The 20,422-nt window shown below is 44.3% G+C and carries 17 protein-coding genes and 1 tRNA gene; 16 read left to right on the top strand and 2 right to left on the bottom strand.

All coding sequences use genetic code 11. The features are described from left to right. Positions 1 to 34: 34 nt before the first annotated feature. From mscL to ftsZ, 8 genes are all read left to right on the top strand, one after another. Positions 35 to 367, top strand: coding sequence for a large-conductance mechanosensitive channel protein MscL (gene mscL / locus G395_RS0120240; RefSeq protein ID WP_026631739.1), 333 nt, complete (start codon positions 35 to 37; stop codon positions 365 to 367). Positions 368 to 515: 148 nt separating this feature from the next. Further along, positions 516 to 1,868, top strand: a complete 1,353-nt coding sequence (murD, locus tag G395_RS0120245) for a UDP-N-acetylmuramoyl-L-alanine--D-glutamate ligase (protein WP_026631740.1) — start codon at positions 516 to 518, stop codon at positions 1,866 to 1,868. Positions 1,869 to 1,889: 21 nt separating this feature from the next. Then, positions 1,890 to 3,044, top strand: a complete 1,155-nt coding sequence (locus G395_RS0120250; RefSeq protein WP_026631741.1) for an FtsW/RodA/SpoVE family cell cycle protein — start codon at positions 1,890 to 1,892, stop codon at positions 3,042 to 3,044. Position 3,045: 1 nt separating this feature from the next. Next, entirely contained in the window at positions 3,046 to 4,143 is a 1,098-nt protein-coding gene (gene murG / locus G395_RS0120255; RefSeq protein ID WP_026631742.1) for an undecaprenyldiphospho-muramoylpentapeptide beta-N-acetylglucosaminyltransferase, read from the top strand. A 33-nt stretch (positions 4,144 to 4,176) separates the two neighbouring features. Next, a complete protein-coding gene (gene murC / locus G395_RS0120260; protein ID WP_026631743.1) occupies positions 4,177 to 5,568 on the top strand; it encodes a UDP-N-acetylmuramate--L-alanine ligase in 1,392 nt (463 codons plus the stop codon). Positions 5,569 to 5,671: 103 nt separating this feature from the next. Then, a complete protein-coding gene (locus G395_RS0120265; RefSeq protein ID WP_229204238.1) occupies positions 5,672 to 6,370 on the top strand; it encodes a cell division protein FtsQ/DivIB in 699 nt (232 codons plus the stop codon). Positions 6,371 to 6,385: 15 nt separating this feature from the next. Then, positions 6,386 to 7,747 carry a cell division protein FtsA gene (gene ftsA, locus G395_RS0120270; protein ID WP_026631745.1) on the top strand — a complete coding sequence of 454 codons (1,362 nt, stop codon included), beginning with the start codon at positions 6,386 to 6,388 and terminating at the stop codon, positions 7,745 to 7,747. Between the two features lie 34 nt (positions 7,748 to 7,781). Next, positions 7,782 to 9,206, top strand: coding sequence for a cell division protein FtsZ (gene ftsZ / locus G395_RS0120275; protein ID WP_026631746.1), 1,425 nt, complete (start codon positions 7,782 to 7,784; stop codon positions 9,204 to 9,206). Between the two features lie 38 nt (positions 9,207 to 9,244). On the opposite strand, the gene G395_RS0120280 is transcribed toward ftsZ, so the two are convergent. Then, positions 9,245 to 9,787: an NADPH-dependent FMN reductase gene (locus tag G395_RS0120280; RefSeq protein ID WP_084439741.1), complete on the bottom strand. Its 543-nt coding sequence runs from the start codon at positions 9,785 to 9,787 to the stop codon at positions 9,245 to 9,247. 238 nt (positions 9,788 to 10,025) lie between these two features. Between G395_RS0120280 and accD the strand changes: the two genes are divergently transcribed. Together accD and G395_RS0120290 are read left to right on the top strand one after the other, a co-directional pair. Then, complete coding sequence (gene accD, locus G395_RS0120285; protein WP_026631748.1) at positions 10,026 to 10,868, top strand: acetyl-CoA carboxylase, carboxyltransferase subunit beta; 843 nt, start codon at positions 10,026 to 10,028, stop codon at positions 10,866 to 10,868. Between the two features lies 1 nt (position 10,869). Next, positions 10,870 to 11,847 (top strand): radical SAM protein, encoded by a 978-nt coding sequence (locus tag G395_RS0120290; RefSeq protein ID WP_026631749.1) that lies wholly within the window; start codon positions 10,870 to 10,872, stop codon positions 11,845 to 11,847. A gap of 3 nt (positions 11,848 to 11,850) precedes the next feature. Here the strand turns inward: G395_RS0120290 and G395_RS29870 are convergent, their stop codons facing one another. Continuing rightward, positions 11,851 to 12,330, bottom strand: a complete 480-nt coding sequence (locus G395_RS29870; protein WP_035361825.1) for a nuclear transport factor 2 family protein — start codon at positions 12,328 to 12,330, stop codon at positions 11,851 to 11,853. A 60-nt stretch (positions 12,331 to 12,390) separates the two neighbouring features. On the opposite strand from G395_RS29870, the gene smpB reads away from it, so the two are divergent. The 6 genes from smpB to G395_RS0120325 all read left to right on the top strand — a co-directional run bounded on the left by smpB (position 12,391) and on the right by G395_RS0120325 (position 20,401). Next, a complete protein-coding gene (gene smpB / locus G395_RS0120300) occupies positions 12,391 to 12,849 on the top strand; it encodes an SsrA-binding protein SmpB (protein WP_026631750.1) in 459 nt (152 codons plus the stop codon). A 144-nt stretch (positions 12,850 to 12,993) separates the two neighbouring features. Then, positions 12,994 to 13,503 (top strand): HNH endonuclease, encoded by a 510-nt coding sequence (locus G395_RS0120305; protein WP_026631751.1) that lies wholly within the window; start codon positions 12,994 to 12,996, stop codon positions 13,501 to 13,503. A 199-nt stretch (positions 13,504 to 13,702) separates the two neighbouring features. Beyond that, positions 13,703 to 15,529, top strand: a complete 1,827-nt coding sequence (gene rpsA / locus G395_RS0120310) for a 30S ribosomal protein S1 (protein ID WP_026631752.1) — start codon at positions 13,703 to 13,705, stop codon at positions 15,527 to 15,529. A gap of 81 nt (positions 15,530 to 15,610) precedes the next feature. Beyond that, positions 15,611 to 15,681: transfer RNA gene (locus G395_RS0120315), tRNA-Cys, on the top strand. Between the two features lie 342 nt (positions 15,682 to 16,023). Next, a complete protein-coding gene (locus G395_RS0120320) occupies positions 16,024 to 17,262 on the top strand; it encodes a c-type cytochrome (RefSeq protein WP_035361842.1) in 1,239 nt (412 codons plus the stop codon). Positions 17,263 to 17,308: 46 nt separating this feature from the next. Further along, complete coding sequence (locus G395_RS0120325; protein ID WP_026631754.1) at positions 17,309 to 20,401, top strand: TAT-variant-translocated molybdopterin oxidoreductase; 3,093 nt, start codon at positions 17,309 to 17,311, stop codon at positions 20,399 to 20,401. The last annotated feature ends 21 nt before the right edge of the window (positions 20,402 to 20,422 follow it).

A 20,422-nucleotide genomic window follows, 5' to 3' on the forward strand; every position in this document is an offset into this window, starting at 1 on the left:
ACTCATTTAATCTTCTAACTAACCTCAACTTGTTATGCTCCAGGAGTTCAAAATTTTTATTGCAAAGGGAAATGTCCTCGATCTGGCCGTCGGTGTGGTCATTGGTGCTGCTTTTGGAAAGATCACAACCTCCCTGGTTGAAGACATTATCAATCCGATTTTGGGTCTGATTATCGGCGGAGTGGATTTCACTCAGCTGAAAATTGTGTTAAAAGAAGCAGTGGGCGATACGCCCGAGGTGGCCGTTAAATACGGTAATTTCATCCAGATTCTGATCCAGTTTATCATCATCGCATGGGTGATTTTCATGATCGTAAAACTGGCTAACAGGCTCAGGATTTCGGAATCACTGGTTAGAAAAGAATAGTCGGTTTTATATAGAAAAATGGCAAAACGAGGCGCATTTAATGTGCCTCGTTTTTTATTGAGTTATTAGTTCAATAGGCAAAACTTTTTTCTGGAAAAGATTTACCTTCGTGTTCAATGCTGTTTGTTCAACGTTTAAAAGAAGTCTTGTGCGAAAAAGGGTCGTTATTTTGGGTGGGGGAGAAAGTGGCACCGGCGCTGCAATCCTTGCCAAATCAAAAGGTTTTGACGTGTTTTTATCAGATCGTGGCCAATTGAACCAAAAATACATTGACGTCCTTGACCGCGAGCAGATTTCGTTTGAACAGGGAATGCATTCAGAGTCAAGGGTTCTTGAAAGTGACCTCGTTATAAAGAGTCCCGGCATTCCGGATACGGCCGCGCTGATCGTTGCATTGAAGGAAAAAGGAATTCCTGTTATCTCTGAAATCGAGTTTGCTTCCCGCTACACTGATGCCAGGATAATTGCCATTACCGGCAGCAATGGTAAGACCACTACAACGCTGCTCACGTATCACCTTTTGAAAAATGCAGGAATAAATGTTGGCCTGGCAGGCAACATTGGAGACAGTTTTGCATGGCAGGTTGCTGAAAAGGAATTTGACTATTATGTGCTGGAAATCAGCAGTTTTCAATTAGATAATATCCAGGATTTTCATCCGCAGATCGCCGTTCTGCTGAACATTACACCCGATCACCTAGATCGGTATGGCTATGATTTCCAGAACTATATCAATTCAAAATTCAACATTGTTCAAAATCAGACTGCGGAAGATCATCTGATCTTTTTTGAAGACAGCGAAGTGATCGCCGCCGAGCTTTCCAAACGCAACATTGATTCTCATCAGATAAAAGTATCGCTTGCGCATAAACCTGCGGAAGGCGCTTTTCTGCATGAAGGAAAATTGATTTCAAATGTTGCCAACGGCTCGTTTGAACAGGTTTTTGATGAATTACCCATTAAGGGCCCGCATAATGCAATCAATGCAATGTCCGCAATAGCAGTTGCGCAGCTTGTCGGCATTAGTTCCGAGAAGATTTCAGAGGGCTTGAAATCCTTTACCAACGCGCCGCATAGGCTTGAATCAGTGGAAGTTATCGATGGTGTGACTTACATTAATGATTCAAAAGCAACCAATGTTGATTCTGTATTTTACGCATTGGGCAGTTTTGAAAAACCGATCATTTTAATTGCAGGCGGAGTGGACAAAGGCAATGATTATAGCCAGATAGAAACGCTTGTACGTAATAAAGTGAAGGGTTTAGTAGTTCTTAGTAAAGATTCCGAAAAGTTGGAAAAATACTTTTCCGGAATTACTCCTCAAATATACATAACCCAGGACGTCCAGGATGCGGTAAATAAAGCGCAGGAATGGAGTATTCCGGGGGATATTGTACTTCTTTCTCCTGCCTGCGCAAGTTTTGATTTATTTAAAAACTACGAGGACCGGGGTGAAAAATTTAAAGCTGCTGTCAGAAACCTTACCATTCATAATAACTAATAAGCATTACCGGTTACCATTATGGATTTCTTGCTCAAATCAAGAGAAGACACGCAGGCATGGTTCAGCAAAAATCTGAAAGGCGATCCCTGGATCTGGGGGATCTGCATTGTAATGCTGATGTGGAGCATTGTGGTGGTGTACAGCGCAAGTGTAAAGGACGCGTACAGCCAGATGGACGGGAACACCGAATACTATCTTTACAAGCACGTCCTGTTGTGCTTTCTGTCGCTGATGGTTATGTATTTCGTCCATCGCATTCCCTATATCAAATTTGTTTATGTGACCCGGCTCGCCGTCTGGAGTTCAATTTTGCTCTTGATTTTTACAATGTTCTTCGGGACGTCGGTGAATGATGCAGCCCGGTGGATAGAAATTCCTGTTATAGGCCAGCGCTTTCAGCCTTCCGAGTGGGCGAAAGTGGCTTTGATTGCGCATTTATCATTGATCCTGGCCAGGCACATCAAAGGCGGCTGGAACACGCGGGAGCTTTTTACAGAGCCGCTGGCATTGGTAGGAATCGTTTGCGGGCTGATTTTTACAAGTAATGTTTCTACGGCAGTTATGCTGGCGGGCATTTGCTTTCTTTTAATGTTTGTAGGCAAAGTGCCGTTACACTATCTGTTTTTCACCGCACTAGGGCTCGTTTTCTTCGCGACCATTGCCATTTTGCTTAATTCAACACAACGATCGGGAACGGCCCAAAACCGGATTTCCGCTTTTTTTGATAAAGATGTTGTGGTATATCAATCTCAGCAATCTTACATGGCCATGGCCCGAGGCGGATTGTACGGAGAAGGCGTCGCGAAAAGCCGTCAGCGCCGCTTCCTGCCTGAGCCTCAAAAAGACTTTATTTTCGCTGTTGCCGTGGAAGAATACGGCACATTAGGTGGCACCATTCTGATCATTCTCTATCTCATTCTTTTATACAGGGGCTTAAAAGCCATTGAAGCAACAAAACGCCCGTTTGGCGGGCTGCTTTCCGCCGGACTCACATTCATTGTCGTCAGCCAGGCATTCTCGGCTATGGCCGTTACGGTAGGGCTGGTGCCGGTTACGGGGCAAACATTACCATTTTTTAGTCAGGGCGGAACGTCTTTGCTCTTCACCGGGATCGCGATGGGCATGATCCTGAGCGTAAGCCGCGGGGAAACAGTAGAAGAGAAAAAGATTTAAAATGTCAAAAAAGGTCATTATCAGCGGCGGCGGCACGGGCGGACACATTTATCCGGCCATTGCAATAGCCAATGCTTTGCAAAAAAAGGATCCGGATCTCGAAGTGCTTTTTGTGGGTGCTTTGGGAAAAATGGAAATGGAAAAAGTGCCGCGCGCAGGTTACGAGATCGTAGGTTTGCCCATAGCGGGTTTAAAAAGATCCTTGTCTTTGGATAATCTCCTGGTTCCGTTTAAGCTTTTAAACAGCCTATCCAAAGCAAAACGGATCATAGCAGATTTTAAACCCGACGTTGCGGTAGGAGTGGGCGGTTTTGCGAGTGGTCCCTTGCTCATGATGGCGTCACTGGCGGGCATCCCGACATTGATCCAGGAGCAGAACTCTTATGCGGGCATTACCAATAAGTTTTTGGGTAAAAAAGCAAATAAAATCTGCGTGGCATATCCGGGAATGGAGGCATTTTTTCCTGCCGAGAAGATAGTGCTTCTGGGCAATCCGGTAAGGAGCGACATTGTGGATGTTTCTGCCAGAAATAAGGAAGGGCTGGTTGAATTTGGCCTCAATGGTGCGCATAAGACTTTGTTTGTCATGGGTGGAAGCCTTGGAGCCAGATCAATTAATGAGGGCATTAATGCAGGCTTGCCCCGGTTGCTCGAAGCGGGTTATCAGGTTTTGTGGCAAACGGGAAGAAGTTACATTGATACGGCCAAGCAAACCATTGCAGACCTTGGAACAGATAAAATAAAAGCTTTCGACTTCATATATACGATGGACCTGGCTTATGCGGTTGCCGATGTCGTGATTTCCAGAGCAGGCGCATTGTCTGTTTCGGAGCTATGTCTGGCTGCAAAACCATCGATCCTGGTGCCATTTCCGGCCGCGGCTGAGGATCATCAGACGAAAAACGCATTGACATTGGTGGAGCAGGATGCAGCATTAATGATCAAAGATTCAAAAGCCATGCAAGATCTTGTTCCTCAGGCGCTTCAATTGTTAAAGGATATTGCAAAACAGGAGGAGTTGAGGCTAAACATCAGGAAGCTGGCCCGGCCCAATGCTGCTGATGACATTGCAGCGGAAGTTTTTAATTTAATTAAGTAAATAATCTCAGGAATTGATCTTATGTCGTCATCTATGACAAATTGGAAATACGTATATTTTGTTGGAATCGGCGGAATAGGCATGAGTGCATTGGCGAGATGGTTTAAGGCCAATGGTTTCAATGTAGCAGGTTATGACAAGACATTGACAACATTAGTCCAAAAGCTCCAAGATGAGGACATTACTGTAACGCTTGAAGACGAAATTGGCACTATTCCAGCCGAGTTCGCGGCAAATCCTGATGAAACGCTTGTGATCTACACGCCGGCAGTTCCTGTTCAGCATAAGCAAATGATCTATTTCCGGGATAATAACTTCCTGATTTTAAAGCGTTCGCAGGTTTTAGGATTGTTAACCAAAAATCTGAGAACAATTGGTGTTGCCGGAACGCACGGAAAAACAACAACTTCCTCGCTGGTAGCACACATATTACGTCATGCGAAGGTGAACAGCACTGCTTTTCTTGGAGGAATTACGCAAAATTATGGAACAAATCTCCTCCTTAATGAGCCAACAGACAACCTGGAAGAGGTTTTTTGTGTGGTGGAGGCCGATGAGTTTGACAGATCCTTTTTAACCTTGTTTCCAGAGATCGCGATTGTTACTTCCACCGACGCGGATCATCTGGACATTTATGGAAAGCATGAAAATGTGCTCGAATCGTTCCGGGATTATGTAAGCCAGATTGACGACAACGGTGTACTTTTTATGCGGGAAGGATTGGAGCTGGCTTCATCAACAAAAGCAAAAGTGCTGACCTATTCGCTCAATTCAGGAGATTATCATTCAGCAAACATTCACATTGAAAACGCCCGTTTTGTTTTTGACGTCATTCATCCTGACGGTAGAATCGAAGGGATTGCGATGAAAATCCCAGGTTACCATAACATTGAAAATTCCATCGCAGCTAGCGCGGTGGCTTTGCATTTGGGTGTGGATCCGGAAAAAATCAAGGAAGCACTCGAAAATTATGGCGGCGTAAAACGGCGCTTCGAATATCAGCTTGAAGAGGACGGCCACATTTACATTGACGATTACGCCCATCATCCGACGGAAATCGAAGCATTTCTCTCGTCTGTAAAGGGCCTGTATCCGGGAAGACATGTAACGGCGATTTTCCAACCGCACCTGTTCACCCGCACACGCGATTTTGCGGACGGATTTGCCGAGAGCCTCTCACTGGCTGATCGGCTTCTTCTGCTGGAAATTTACCCGGCGAGGGAACAGCCTATTGAAGGAGTGAATTCGGGAATGCTGATGGCAAAGATTACTGCAAAGGAGAAACAACTTATCACAAAAGATAAAGTTTTGAACGTTTTAGCTGATTTAAATACGGATATTGTGGTGACAATAGGGGCCGGAGACATTGATACATTGGTAGAACCGATCAGGAACTTGCTGAAAAATTCAATTGTGAATAATTAGTCAAAGCATTTTTAATATTACTAAGATGTTACGTAAATTTGACTATCCATGGCTTTTGTTAAAACGTAGTTTATGGCTCATTTTGCCAATAGCCGGGATAGGCATGGCAGAAAATAAGCTTGGTAATCAGCGTTGTACAAATCTTGTGATATCCATTGAAGGAGATTCGGGAGCAAGGTTCCTTAATCAGATGGATGTACGCATGCTGGTAACTGAAAACGGAGCAGATCCGCTGTTAGGCAGCAGGTTAAGTGACGTTGCACTCAATGATTTAGAGCATCGGGTGCGCAGGAACAAACTGATCAGGAAGTGTCAGGTTTATCGTGACTTGAAAGGGAATGTGGTGGTAGAAGTGGAGCAGGAACGGCCGCTGGCCAGATGGATCAACACTTCTGAAAATGGCGAAATGCGCAATTCATCTGGTTACTATATCAGTGATGAGGGCGTTTTTTTTCCGTTATCGGATAGTTACTCGGCCAGGACATTGCTGGTTTCCGGTTCATTTTTCAATGATCCTGAAAAATTAAAGACAACCAAAGGGGCTTCATTGATGGAGCTTTTGCGCTTTATAAATGCAGATCCCTTTTGGAAAGCACAGGTAGCACAGCTGGACGCTGACAAAGATGGTGAAATTCATATGATGACGGTCCTGGGGGACCAGCGCATTGAGTTTGGATCGGCAGAAAATTATGAATCCAAATTCGATAAGCTCAAAATGTTCTATAACAAGATATTGAGCCAGGACTGGAGCCGGTATAAAAAAATTAGTATTAAGTTTCAGAATCAAATAGTTTGTGAATAATAATTCACCATCAGCATGGCACACGAAAAAATTGTAGTAGGCGTAGATATTGGGAGCACGAAAATTACCGTGGTTGCTGCACAGGGAGCCGCGTCGGGTTCTCGTCAAAACAATATTGAAATTTTAGGTTTTAGCGAAGTCCCTGTTCCCAAAGGCGCAGTTGTAAACGGAGCCGTTGAAAATATAAAACAAGTTGGAACCGCAGTTCGTGAAGCACTCGCGGAAGCATCTTCCCGCTCGGACCTGGACATTGCCGTTGTGAATGTTAGTTTTGGCGGCACACAGGTAAAGGTAAGTCAGCATAATGATGGCGTGATCCGGCCTTCGGCGTCTTCCGGCGAAGAGGTTACACAAAGAGATGTGGACCAGCTTGTTGACGATATGTACAGGGCTAAAATTGAGCCTAATTACGATGTTCTGCATGTTTTACCCATGGAGTTTGTCGTAGACAATTCTATGAATGTGCGGGAACCTGTGGGCAGGACGGGTATTAAACTGGGCGGTAACTTCCTGATTATCTCGGCAAACAGTCAGTCTGTTCTGCGTACGAAAAAGAGTCTGGCAGATGCAGACCACAATTTGAAATGCGACAAGATGGTTTTTGCGCCGTTGGCGACCAGTCTTGCGGTTTTAACAGACAATGAAACAAAAGCCGGCATTGCGCTGGTGGATATCGGGGACCATACGACGGACCTCGTCATATATCATGACAGCATTGTACGCCACATTGCTACTTTCCCGATTGGCGGCAGGCATATTACGAATGACCTCGCAACAGGTTGTGGCATTCAGGTGGAAAATGCAGAGCGGTTGAAACACGAATACGGCGTGGCCATTGCTGCCGACGTTCCGCTAAACATTGAAATCCTGGTTAACTTCCTGGCCGGGCGTGCTCCTAAGGCGGTTTTAAAGAAAAATGTAGCATTGATCATTGAAGAGCGATTGAAAGAGATCGCAGCGATGGTTTATGCAGAAATTATCAAATCAGGATATCTGGATAAGCTTATCGGCGGCATAGTGCTTACGGGCGGGTCTGCGAATATTGATGAGATTGAAAAGCTCTTTGAGAAAGTAACCAACATGTCAGTTCGGGTTGGGTATCCTGAAAACCTGGAAAGAACCGCCAAAGCAGATGCGGTCAGCAATTCTTCATATAGCACAGCGATCGGTCTGGCCTGGGCCGGACTTCGTAATATAGATCCCCGGGTAAAATCGGTTTGCAAGCCTACGACTTCATTTAACACAGGTGCTGTTGTGCAACGTGAAAAGGTAAAGGAAATTCCCCCTAAGGAAGAGCCAGGTAAGAAAGTCGGGACTTTTTGGGATAGCTTTAACAGCATTATTCGCAAAAAAGATGATGGTCTGAGTGACTATTGAAAACAAAGCATAAACGCATTCAATCTCCGAAAATATGAATAAAAGCTTGTTGCAATCTTTAGACCAGGACTACATTGTGAACGAAATAATTAAAGACCAGCCCACCGGCGAACACCAGGTAGAGCCAGCCATTATCAAGGTGATCGGTGTTGGAGGTGGAGGAAGCAATGCGGTCAACTACATGTTTGAGAGAAAGATCAAGGATGTAGAATTTGCAGTGTGTAATACCGACCGCCAGGCGCTTGCGAACAGCCCGGTGCCTGTAAAAATCCAGCTTGGTGCAACATTAACGCAAGGCTTGGGAGCCGGAACGGATGCTACCAAAGGCAAGGAGGCTGCGTTGGAAACGATTGAAGAAATTAAAAGCCTGCTCGGCGGATCGACCCAAATGGTGTTTATCACGGCGGGTATGGGTGGTGGAACAGGAACAGGCGCCGCGCCAGTGATTGCACAGCTTGCAAAGGAAATGGGCAAGCTTACAGTGGCGGTAGTAACTGCGCCTTACACCTGGGAAGGACTTGATAAAAAGGAACAGGCACTCGAAGGGATTGAGCAATTAAAGGAGTTCAGTGACACGGTGCTGGTGGTTTTGAATGATAAGCTGGAAGAGCTTTATGAGGATATGACCCTGACGCAGGCATTCGCCGAGGCAGACGGAATTCTTCTTAATGCTGTAAAAAGTATTTCTGAGATCATCACGACAAACGGAAATATCAACACGGATTTTAAAGATGTTGAGAAAGTCCTTAAGAATGCAGGCCAGTCGGTAATGGGAACTTCTGAGGCGACCGGAGCTGATCGTGCTTCAATGGCCATTAAGGAAGCGCTGGATTCGCCGCTTTTGAATGACAGGGATATCCGCGGAGCAAAACGCATCCTGGTAACGCTTGCTACAAGCAAGAAAAAGGAAGCGACCATGAAGGAGCAGCGCGAAATCTGGCGTTATGTGCTTTCACAAGTGGGCGGAGAAGCGCGGATGTTTAAGCTGGGAACTATTACAGATGATTCTTTAGGCGATAAATTACGCGTAACGATTGTTGCAGCGGGATTTGATAGCATTGAGTCACCTATTCCGGGAATCGAGCTTAGAAACGGCATTAAATCCAAAACACCGGACGCTAAGCCTGTTATAGAAGAAATTAAAGCGCCGGAATACGAAACAGAATTGGTTGTGACCAGCGAACTGGAAGAAAGCACGCCAACCGGCCCGATTGATCTGATCATTGACCGGGAAATTGAACCAAGCGGATTTGCTCAGTTGCCGATCACAGATGTTGAAGGCAATAGTGACTGGGACAATGAAGAAATTGGAAAACTGGATGTAATGATCGCTTCGTTCAAAGACGGGCTGGTTAAATTCGGAGATCTAGAAGGCCCCGCATTCCGCCGGAGCCGCGTGGAGCTCTGGAAACGCCCGACAGTTCCAGCGACTGAAATGGAGCAGCACTGGTTGAAATAATTGAATACAAAAAAGGGAGCAAACGCTCCCTTTTTTGTTTAGAAATGGATCATTTGTCCGGCTTGAAGTTCTAGTAGTTCTTTGTACAACGCATTAGATATTACATTATCATGATAATGCGAGCGGATCTGCCCTAACTTCACCCGTAATGCCAATGTGTTCATGCCGAGATAACTAAATACATCATTCAAATGGCTCAATGCTAATGCAGCCCCTTGCATATTAGAAGATAAGCCCACCAGCGCGGCCTTCTTATTGGTAAAGCTGTTTGGATAGGGAAGTCCGTCAATAAATGCTTTGAGAACGCCTGGATAGGAACCATTGTACTCGGGAACGATAAAGATAAATTTGTCCGTTTGTTCCAGCAGGGATTTGAGATTATTAAAATCTGAGTTTTTTCCTGAATTTTCGTACATCGCCGACACGGTGAAATCATGCGGCAGGTTTATCAGATCAAGGATTGTACTGGGAACATTGAGCTTATTGAATATTTCCTGATAATAGTCGGCTATTTTTCGTGACATGGAATTGGGCCTGTTAGTGCCCACAATGATCACGATAGGAGAAGAAGTTGTTGTCATGAAAGTAAGGTAAATAGGCGGATAGCGCCCGTAAGTCGCCCCTTAATGGGCTGATTTAGTAACAAATTAAGGACAAAATTGTTCAAGATAGTGCCGTAAACAGCTTATCAATGTAATGCTGCTGCATAGTTCATTTTACTATGCTTGACATTTATTGCTATCTTTGAGGCCAACATTCATCATGAAAAGCAGTTAAAAATCTGATATTCAGATTTTTAGAATTAACTCACGTAATAGTATGTCCTGGTTTATTCGTAAAGAGAAAGGTATTAATACACCCACCGAAATGAAGCGTGAAGCTCCTGACGGTTTATGGTACCAGTGTTCTAATTGTAAAAAAATTACGCCTACCAGAGAGCATAAGCAGAATGCGTTCACTTGTCCGCATTGCAATTATCACGAAAAGGTGGGTTCTGATGTTTATTTCAACCTGTTATTCGATGATAATGAATTTATAGAGCTCGACGAAAATCTCATGTCGGGCGACCCGCTTCATTTTGTTGATACAAAAGCTTACCCCGACCGCATTAAGTCAACAATACAGAAAACGGGTTTAAAAGATGCGGTCAGGACGGGTCACGGCAAGATGAATGAGCTGGACATTGTGATCGGTTGTATGGATTTCAATTTCATTGGCGGATCTATGGGTTCGGTTGTAGGGGAGAAGATTGCCCGGGCGATCACTTATGCATTGGAGCACAAGCATCCGTTCCTGATGATCTCAAAATCAGGTGGAGCGCGTATGATGGAGGCAGGATTTTCATTAATGCAAATGGCAAAGACTTCTGCGCGCCTGGCCCAACTATCAGATGCTAAAATACCTTATATATCATTGCTGACGGATCCTACAACGGGTGGTGTTACTGCATCCTACGCAATGTTGGGAGACTTCAACATTTCAGAGCCGGAAGCGTTAATTGGTTTTGCAGGACCGCGTGTTATTCGTGAAACGATTGGTAAAGATTTGCCAAAAGGATTTCAAAGCGCAGAATTTGTGCTGGAACACGGCTTCCTCGACTTCATTGTGGACCGCAAAGACCTGAAAGATAAATTAACCAGCCTGCTTACCATGCTTCGTTGATATGCGTTTGATTTCTCATCCGGTCCTTTGCAATTACTATGTGACTTATCGCTGCAATGCATCATGTAGTTTCTGCGACATTTGGGAAAAGCCTTCGCCCTACATTACGGTTGAAAATTTAAGAGAAAATTTAAGGGATCTCAAAAAGCTTGGCGTTAAGGTCATCGACTTTACCGGCGGCGAACCATTGCTTCACCGGCAGCTGGATGCGCTCTTAAAAGAAGCCAAGAATCACGGCATGATCACCACCGTGACCAGCAACGGCCTGCTTTATCCAAAACAAGCGGAAAAGCTTCGCGGCCTCATCGATATGCTCCACTTCTCGCTAGATTCCCCGGACCGCGATGAGCATGATAAATCGAGAAATGTCAAGTGTTTTGATAAGGTGATGGAATCGATAGCGATCGCTAAATCTCTAGGCGAGCGTCCAGACATCATTTTCACGGTTTGTGAAGATAATGTTGGTAAAATCCGGCAGCTTTGGGAAGAAGTTTGTTTACCCAATGATCTGATCCTAATCCTGAATCCGGTTTTTGAATATAATAAGGTCGGTTCCAATCTTTCCAAAGAAACATTGAACGAGCTGACGTGGTGGGGAAAACAGAAGAACATTTACCTTAATGATGCTTTTGTGCAACTTAGGTTGGATGGCGGAAACCATGTCGATGATCCCGTCTGCAAAGCTGCCAGCACAACCATTGTCATTTCTCCTGAAAACAAGCTCGTTTTGCCTTGCTATCATTTGGGCCTGAAAGATTTTGAGATTGAAGGAAATCTTTATGATCTCTATCATTCAGACGAAGTTCAGAAACTCGTAGCGCTCGAGGGGAAACTTCCCGCTTGCGAAAGCTGCGCGATCAACTGCTATATGCAGCCTTCCTTTGCAGTTGAGATGAATAAATACTGGTGGAAAGCGCTCCCGAGCACCATTAAGTACAACCGCATTAAAGGCACCTGGAAGCAAATGGTGCGGTTTTAGTTTTCAAAAAGAGCATTCCTTTCTTCGGGTATCCGTAACGGAAGTAATTTTCCACCCACCGCTCAGTTTAATCAAGGTAAAGACATTAACCCCGCAGTGCGAAAATTTATCTCCTAAAAAGAACTTGTAAGGTGCCCACACGATAGCCATTGGTCCGTCGACCGAAATCTTAGGTTGGAAAATCTGCTCATCCCACTTTTCAGAATGTGGCTTTCCAACTGCTTTCACAAAGCCATCGATCGAACTTTTCTTTACAGCAATTGAATCTTGTGGATTTTCCGGCACCGACATCATCGTTGCACCCAGCGCAAAAGCATTTCGCACCTTTGTTGAATCTCCGGCTCGCATTCCATCGAACAATGCATTAACAGTGCCCATAATGCCGGGATCATATTGCTGGCTAAACGCGCTGTTTGCAAGGAAAAACATTGATATCATCGTCAGGACTAATCTCAGACGGTTCATGCGTGCGTGCTTTTTCATTAATTGGTATAGTTTTAACAAAAGCTTAATTTTGAGCCCCTTTTGAATTTGAGAATTAATATGTCTGAAAAAATAGTTAAAAAAGTAGATATAAAAAACCGCAAGGCCTCCTTCGAATATTTCTTCCTGGAAGAGTTTACGACCGGAATGGTGCTGACGGGAACTGAGATAAAGTCGATCCGGCAAGGCAAAGTGAATTTCCAGGATGCATACTGTCTGTTTATGGACGGGGAGCTTTATATAAGGAGCCTGCACATTTCCCCCTACACCGAAGGAACACATTACAATCACGACCCAATGCGTGACCGTAAGTTGCTAATTACCAAGAGAGAACGACGGAAATTGAATGAGAACCTGAAAGATCAGGGCTTAACGATCATTCCGGTGAGGCTTTTTACCAGCGAGCGCGGGTTAGCGAAGTTGCACATTGCCTTGGCCAAAGGTAAAAAGTTGTATGACAAGCGCGATTCCATCAAAGAAAAGGACATGAAGCGCGAAACGGATCGCATGAATCTCTAGGTCATTATTCTTTACTCTAAAAACAGCTAAACGGGTGATACAGGGCATCTTCTGCAAATTATTTTTTCACAATAATTGAATTTGCGGGCGCGTTTTGTAAGGTAAAAATTCCTATATTGTCGGAATTAAATACCTCTAGGGCTCATGGGTAAAGTACTGGTTCTTAATCAAGATTATAGTGCGTTAAGTGTTTGCACCGTTCCAAAGGCGTTTTTATTAGTCTACATGAACAAGGCCGAAATGCTGGCCGAATCGCCGAGACATTATCTCCGAACGGTCAACGATCAGTTTCCCATGCCCGTTGTCATCCGCCTCAACCGCTACATTCATATTCCTTACAGAGGTGTCGTCATGACAAGGCAGAACCTTTTTAAGCGGGACAGTAACCGGTGCCAATATTGCGGAACACACGATAATCTCACACTTGATCACGTTATCCCGAAATCGCGCGGCGGAAAAACTACCTGGGATAACCTCGCCACTGCCTGCAAGCGCTGCAATTCAAGAAAAGGAGACCATACACCAGAAGAAGTAGGCATGCCACTTCGCCAGCGCCCTTTCCGTCCTTCCTTCCTTATGTTCATCCGGGATTTTTCCGGTTTAGCTGATGCAGAATGGCTTCCGTATCTGGGTGTTAAGGAAAGATCATATTAAATTTATAGCCTGAATTTTCCCTCCCGAGAGCTTCATTTCTTCCCGTCTATTATTGATTTCAAAAAAATCCGTTCTTACTAGGGATTTTATTTTGAATAATGCGTACTTTTGCGCTCTATTTTTTCAAAAAATACTTGTTTAACTAATTTTCAGCTATTTAGCTCGGAAGCTGATGTACACAGAGCAGTAATTCCTATTTATGTCTAAGGAAATTCAACATCAACCTCTTCCTGATTTCGATTGGGATAAAGCAGCAGACAAAGGTTTCGGTACTGGCTATTCAAACGCCGACCGTGATCGTTTCGAACAAATGTATGAGACTACAATTTCTCCTGTTCAGGAAAAAGAAGTAGTAAAAGGTATTGTAGTAGGTATTACAGACCGCGAAGTGATCCTTAACATCGGTTTCAAATCTGATGGTATCGTATCTTCAAATGAATTCCGCGATTTGCCAGGAATGAAGATTGGCGACGAAGTGGAAGTTTACGTAGAAAACCAGGAAGACGCACAGGGTCAGCTTGTTCTTTCACGCAAAAAAGCAAAAGTTATTACTGCATGGGATAACATTCAGAAATCGTTTGATGAGGATGTGGTTATTGATGCGAACGTGAAAAGAAGAACCAAAGGTGGTCTTATTGTTGATATATTCGGCATCGAGGCTTTCTTGCCAGGTTCACAAATCGATGTTAAACCTATCCGCGATTTCGACATTTTTGTTGGAAAGCGTATGGAGGTTAAAGTTGTTAAGATTAACTACGCAAATGATAACGTAGTTGTATCTCACAAAATATTGATCGAAAAAGATCTTGAAGCACAACGTCAGCAAATCCTGAACAACCTTGAAAAAGGTCAGGTTCTGGAAGGCGTTATCAAGAACATGACAAACTTCGGTGTGTTCATTGACCTTGGTGGTGTAGATGGTCTTCTTCACATTACAGATATTTCATGGGGCCGTATCAACCACCCATCTGACCTGCTTGCGCTGGATCAGAAATTGAATGTGGTTGTGTTGGATTTCGACGAAGAGAAAAAACGTATTTCTCTTGGCTTGAAACAACTTCAGTCTCACCCATGGGATTCTCTTGCAGAAGAGATGCAGGTTGGATCAAAAGTTACAGGACGTATTGTTAATGTTGCTGATTACGGCGCATTCCTTGAAATCAAACCGGGTGTTGAAGGTTTGATCCACGTTTCTGAAATGTCATGGTCTCAGCACCTGCGCAATCCTCAGGAGTTCATGAATGTTAATGACGAAATCAGTGCAGTAGTGTTGACACTGGATCGTAACGAGCGTAAAATGTCTCTTGGTATTAAGCAATTGACTGAGGATCCCTGGACACAAGCTTCGTTGAAAGACAAGTATGCAATCGGAACACGTCACAAAGGAGTAGTTCGTAACCTTACTAACTTTGGCTTGTTCATCGAGCTTGAAGAAGGTATCGACGGTCTTGTTCACGTTTCCGACCTTTCATGGACTAAGAAAATCAAACATCCTTCTGACTTCGTGAAAGTAAATGACGAGCTTGAAGTTGTTGTTCTTGAACTGGATGCGGACAACCGTCGTCTGGCTCTTGGCCACAAACAACTTGAAGAAAACCCATGGGATACTTTCGAAAGCATCTTTGAAGTGGGTTCTGTTCATAAATCTACGATCGTTGCAAAAGGTGATAAATTCGCAACTCTTGAACTTCCTTACGGAATCGAAGGTGTTTCGGCTATCAAAAACCTGACGAAAGAAGACGGCACAGTGGCAGAAGTAGGTGAAAGCCTTGACTTCACTGTTCTTGAATTCCTGAAAGACGAAAAGAAAATCGTTCTTACGCATTCCAAAGTAACGAAAGCGGCGCCTGCTCCTGAGGAGAAAAAAGAAGACCGTCCTGCAAAGGCACAATCTTCTGCTCCTGCGAAAAGCGCTCCTTCTTCGGACTCAACAAAAGAAGGTGAGAAATCAACTTTCGGAGATCTGAGCGTTCTTTCAGCATTGAAGGAACAGATGGAAGAAAGCGAAAAGAAAGGAAAAAAGTAATAAATAGTGCGGAGTAGCGAATTTTTTTGATACTTTTGCACCCGGATTAGCTGCCAGCGAGAGCAGCAGCTAATCCAAATTGGTTCCGTGGCCGAGTGGCTAGGCAGAGGTCTGCAAAACCTCGTACAGCGGTTCGAATCCGCTCGGAACCTCCCGTGCCTCGATGAAATTGGCACACAAATTTATAGTAGAAAAATGCCATTTGTTTGAAACCCAGAAGCTGGTTTCCAAATGGCATTTTTTGTTGCTAAGTATCTGAAAATCAGCGAAAAATTCCATCATTCATTGATCTAAAATATGTATACAAATTAGACAAATTATAAATAAGATAGGTGCCCAAAATATCCCTTAAATACTTTTGTGGATAAAAAATCGTGAACTAGTTTTGTCTGTTGAAGAATAATGAATAGTTGATTATGAATATACCATTCCGAAAGGGCGCTAAGTTTTGTTCCTTCTTTAGTTACTCAAAAACATTTATAGCTGCCATCGCCGTGGCTATATTATTAAGTGTACCAAGCTTAATATATGCTCAGGACAGCACTGCTGCTGCGGGAGCTGCACCGGCTGCTGGTGCGCCAGCTGGCGGTGGAGATGCTGCCAAAGGCGAGGCACTTTTCAAAAATAACTGCGCGCAATGCCACGCTGTTACGGATGAACGTGTGGTTGGTCCGGGTCTTAAAGGGGTGAGCGGACGTCATGACTTTGCATGGCTTTCAAAGTGGGTTCGCAACTCCCAGGCTGTCATTGCTTCCGGCGATCCTTATGCCGTTAAGATCTACAATGAGTATTCAAAAGCGCAAATGACAAGCTTTCCTAATTTATCAGATGATGATATAAAAGGAATCTTCGCTTATATCGATCAAGCTGGAACCGCTGCTCCTGCGGCTGCCGGAGCTCCTGCTGCTGGTGGCGCTGCTGCCGGTGGTGCTTCTGCACAAGGCGATGGTCCTTCTGATTTGTTTGTGATTGTGCTTGCGGCACTTGTAGTGGTCATGCTTTTGGTGCTGGGTGTTCTTTTAGTGATTGTATCATTGCTTTCCAAAGCAGTGAGCGGTGAGCCGGGAACAACGGTTGAAAAAGGGGATTTTATGAGTCGCCTGGGCAACTCGCTGAAAAGAATCGCTTCTGATCCTGCCATTCGTTCTGCTACTATCTGGATCTTTGTTCTGCTTGTTTTAAAAGCAACATTGGACGGTGCGTATAGTGTAGGTGTGCAACAAGGTTACGCACCAAAACAACCGATTTCATTCTCTCACAAATTGCATGCAGGCGAATATAAAATTGACTGTAACTATTGCCATACTGGCGTAAACCGCGGTAAATCAGCACATATTCCTTCTGCTAACATTTGTATGAACTGCCACGGCGTCATCAAAAAGGAATCACCTGAAATTCAAAAAATTTATACTTCTATTGAAAACAACCAGCCTATTGAATGGGTAAGGGTGCATAACCTTCCTGATCTGGCATATTTCAATCACGCTCAGCACGTTAATGTGGGTGGACTTGAATGCCAGAACTGTCACGGAGAGGTTGAGAAAATGGAAGTTATCCAGCAACGCTCATCCTTGACAATGGGATGGTGTATTGACTGTCACCGTAAAACGGAGGTTAATACAAAAGACAACAAGTACTACGATAAGTTGGTACAACTGCACGCTGGCGAAAGCAAAGAAGCATTGAAAGTTGCTGATATAGGTGGGTTGGAATGTTCTAAATGCCACTATTAATCAAAACAATATTACCTGATACAACTCATTTGTATTGAATAGTTTTATGGAAAATACTAATAAAAGATACTGGCGGGGACTAGAAGAGCTGCGGAATGACGAGAAATTTGTAAAAGAAGCGCGTTCTGAGTTTTCCGACGGTCCGACCGAAAACCAATACGAAAGTTTGGTAGATGGAGCCGGAACCCACCGCCGAGATTTTTTGAAAGTGCTGGGTTTTGGAATGGCTGCAGTATCATTGGCAGCTTGCGAAGCACCTGTAAAGAAAGCAATACCGTACGTTAATAAGCCTGAGGGCGAATTCCCAACCATAGCCAACTGGTACGCATCGACATATGCGGAAGGTGGCGATTACGCAAGTATCCTCGTTAAGACACGCGAAGGGCGTCCTGTTAAAATTGAAAGCAATTCACTTTCCAAAACATCTTTTGGTGTCAGCGCTCGCGCTCACGCTTCGCTTTTGGGATTATATGATAACGAGAAATTAAAAGGCCCTAAAAAGGGTTCGGATACAAAAATTAGCTGGGACGCAGTTGACAAAGAGATCTTAGATCAACTTACCAAAATTTCAGCGCAGGGCGGAGCGATCAGAATTCTTTCTTCTACGATCATGAGCCCTTCCACAAAGTCGGTTATCGCCGATTTTACCACAAAATATCCTACGACTACGCATGTCATGTACGACGCTAACTCGTCGTCAGCGATTTTAAAAGGAAATGAGCTTTCATTTGGCAAAGCAGTTTTCCCATCTTACGATTTTAGCAAAGCAAAGGTTATCGTTGGCATTGACGCTGATTTCCTTGGAACCTGGGTTTCACCGGATACATTCTCGGCCCAGTTTGCTGAAACACGTAGACTAGGCAGCGACAAAGAAGGCAAGAAAGAAATGTCCCGTCATTATCAGTTTGAAGCGATTCTTTCTGTAACGGGTTCAAACTCAGATTATCGTACAGCAGTTAAGCCATCACAACTGGGTTTGGTTGCAGCTGCTCTTTACAATAAAGTAGCCGCTAAATTAGGCGGATCGCCCATTTCAACGGCTGCAATTAATGTTCCTAATCTCGATAAAGCAGCAGCTGATTTGGTAGCTGCAAAAGGACAGGCGTTGGTTGTAAGCGGTATCAATGATGCATCTGTTCAAGTAGTTATCAATGCTTTGAACGGCTTGCTTGGAAGCTACGGAACGACCATTAACCTAGATAAGCCTGCTAATTACCGTCAGGGTAATGACGTGGCAATGAATGGCTTGGTTGACGAAGTGAAGAGTGGAAAAGTGGCGGCATTGATCTTATTCGGTGCTAATCCGGTTTACGATCACCCTCGCGGTGCAGAACTGGCAGCAGCTTTACCACAAGTTTCACTGAGCGTTTCATTTAATGACCGCGCGGATGAAACCTCTTCATTGCTAAAATACATTTGCCCAGCTCCACATTACCTGGAATCCTGGAATGACGCAGAGCCGGTTGCAGGATCTTACAGCCTTGGACAGCCTGCTATCAGCATGATTTTCAGCACACGTCAGGCGCAAGTTAGCTTGTTGAAATGGGCTGGATTGCCTACTGACTATCACGAATATGTTAAGGCATATTGGAAAAAGAATGTTTATACTCAGGGTGGAACAGGAGATTTCGAGAAATTCTGGATTAAGTCCCTTCATGACGGTGTGTATGACGTGCCTGCAACTTTGATGGCATCGGGAGCAACATTCTCAGGTGACTTAAGTGCAGCAGCAGCAGGAATTGCAAAAAAATATAAAGCTTCTACTTCCGGAATAGAACTTGCCTTGTTCGAAAATGTCGGCCTTGGTAACGGATTTGCGGCAAATAACCCATGGCTTCAGGAATTGCCTGAGCCGGTTACCAAAGCATGCTGGGATAACCACGCATGTGTTTCCCAGAAGACAGCGGCAGATCTAAGCCTTGCACAGGGAGATGTGGTAAAAGTGGATATTAAAGGTAAAGCGGTTGAAGTACCGGTTATCATTCAGCCAGGTCTGGCCAATGGCACAGTTGCTATTGCAATTGGATTTGGTCGCGAAAAAGCAGGGAAATCTGCAAATGGAGTTGGAAAGAATGTTTATCCGCTTGCAGCGTTCGCTGACGGTTATCTGACATTCGCTCCTGGTGAAGTAACTGTTTCTAAAACAGGTGATACAAGAGAAATAGCACAGACTCAGACGCATAATACGGTGATGAACCGTAAGTCAGTTTTGCAGGAGACTGTGTTGGCTCATTTCCAGAAAGATCCAATGGCGGGCCGGTTCGTTCCGAAAATCCCGACATCAGACGGCGTAGTAGATGCGACTGATCTGTCTCTTTGGAATGGACATAAATACAAAAACCATTCATGGGGAATGGTCATTGACCTGAACACATGCTTTGGCTGCGGCTCATGCGTGGTTAGCTGCCAGGCTGAAAACAACATTCCGGTTGTAGGACGTCAGGAAGTAATCAATGCGCGTGAAATGCACTGGCTGCGTATCGACCGCTATTACAGCAGTGACGCAGACGTTGAAGATTTGAGAGGATTGGAAATCGCTTCTGAAAATCCGGAAGTTACATTCCAGCCGATGCTTTGCCAGCACTGTAACAATGCGCCTTGCGAAACGGTTTGTCCTGTTTTGGCCACTACGCACAGTTCAGAAGGGCTTAACCAAATGACTTACAACCGTTGCGTTGGTACGAGATATTGTGCGAATAACTGCCCATATAAAGTACGTCGTTTCAACTGGTTCAAATATTTTGATAACGAAAACTTTGATTACCACTTCAATAATGATCTTGGAAAAATGGTGATCAACCCTGACGTGACTGTACGTTCAAGGGGAGTTATTGAGAAATGCTCAATGTGTGTTCATAGAATCCAGGAAGCGAAGCTGACTGCTAAGAAAGAGAGAAGACGCATCGTAGATGGAGAGGTAAATGTGGCTTGTGCTTCGTCTTGTCCTACCAATGCAATCACTTTCGGAGATATGAACGATCCGGAAAGCAGAATTTCGAAATTGCTTGAAGTAGAGAAAGAAGGCCGCGCATTCCACATGCTGGAAGAGATCAATGTTCGTCCTCAGATCTCTTATTTAACCAAGGTTCGTAACAAAGATGCTGCTGCGAAGGCTCCTGAAAAAAAGGAACACGCTTAATTTGAAAATAGAGTTTTAGAA

This window comes from Dyadobacter alkalitolerans DSM 23607, assembly GCF_000428845.1.
Classification (GTDB): Bacteria; Bacteroidota; Bacteroidia; order Cytophagales; family Spirosomataceae; genus Dyadobacter; species Dyadobacter alkalitolerans.

Bases quoted from the DNA above. Each gene is read 5' to 3' on its own strand.
- mscL (WP_026631739.1), top strand. From the start codon at position 35: ATGCTCCAGGAGTTCAAAATTTTTATTGCAAAGGGAAATGTCCTCGAT.
- G395_RS0120250 (WP_026631741.1), top strand. From the start codon at position 1,890: ATGGATTTCTTGCTCAAATCAAGAGAAGACACGCAGGCATGGTTCAGC.
- murG (WP_026631742.1), top strand. From the start codon at position 3,046: ATGTCAAAAAAGGTCATTATCAGCGGCGGCGGCACGGGCGGACACATT.
- murC (WP_026631743.1), top strand. From the start codon at position 4,177: ATGACAAATTGGAAATACGTATATTTTGTTGGAATCGGCGGAATAGGC.
- G395_RS0120265 (WP_229204238.1), top strand. From the start codon at position 5,672: ATGGCAGAAAATAAGCTTGGTAATCAGCGTTGTACAAATCTTGTGATA.
- ftsA (WP_026631745.1), top strand. From the start codon at position 6,386: ATGGCACACGAAAAAATTGTAGTAGGCGTAGATATTGGGAGCACGAAA.
- ftsZ (WP_026631746.1), top strand. From the start codon at position 7,782: ATGAATAAAAGCTTGTTGCAATCTTTAGACCAGGACTACATTGTGAAC.
- G395_RS0120280 (WP_084439741.1), bottom strand. From the start codon at position 9,787: ATGACAACAACTTCTTCTCCTATCGTGATCATTGTGGGCACTAACAGG.
- accD (WP_026631748.1), top strand. From the start codon at position 10,026: ATGTCCTGGTTTATTCGTAAAGAGAAAGGTATTAATACACCCACCGAA.
- G395_RS0120290 (WP_026631749.1), top strand. From the start codon at position 10,870: ATGCGTTTGATTTCTCATCCGGTCCTTTGCAATTACTATGTGACTTAT.
- G395_RS29870 (WP_035361825.1), bottom strand. From the start codon at position 12,330: ATGAAAAAGCACGCACGCATGAACCGTCTGAGATTAGTCCTGACGATG.
- smpB (WP_026631750.1), top strand. From the start codon at position 12,391: ATGTCTGAAAAAATAGTTAAAAAAGTAGATATAAAAAACCGCAAGGCC.
- G395_RS0120305 (WP_026631751.1), top strand. From the start codon at position 12,994: ATGGGTAAAGTACTGGTTCTTAATCAAGATTATAGTGCGTTAAGTGTT.
- rpsA (WP_026631752.1), top strand. From the start codon at position 13,703: ATGTCTAAGGAAATTCAACATCAACCTCTTCCTGATTTCGATTGGGAT.
- G395_RS0120325 (WP_026631754.1), top strand. From the start codon at position 17,309: ATGGAAAATACTAATAAAAGATACTGGCGGGGACTAGAAGAGCTGCGG.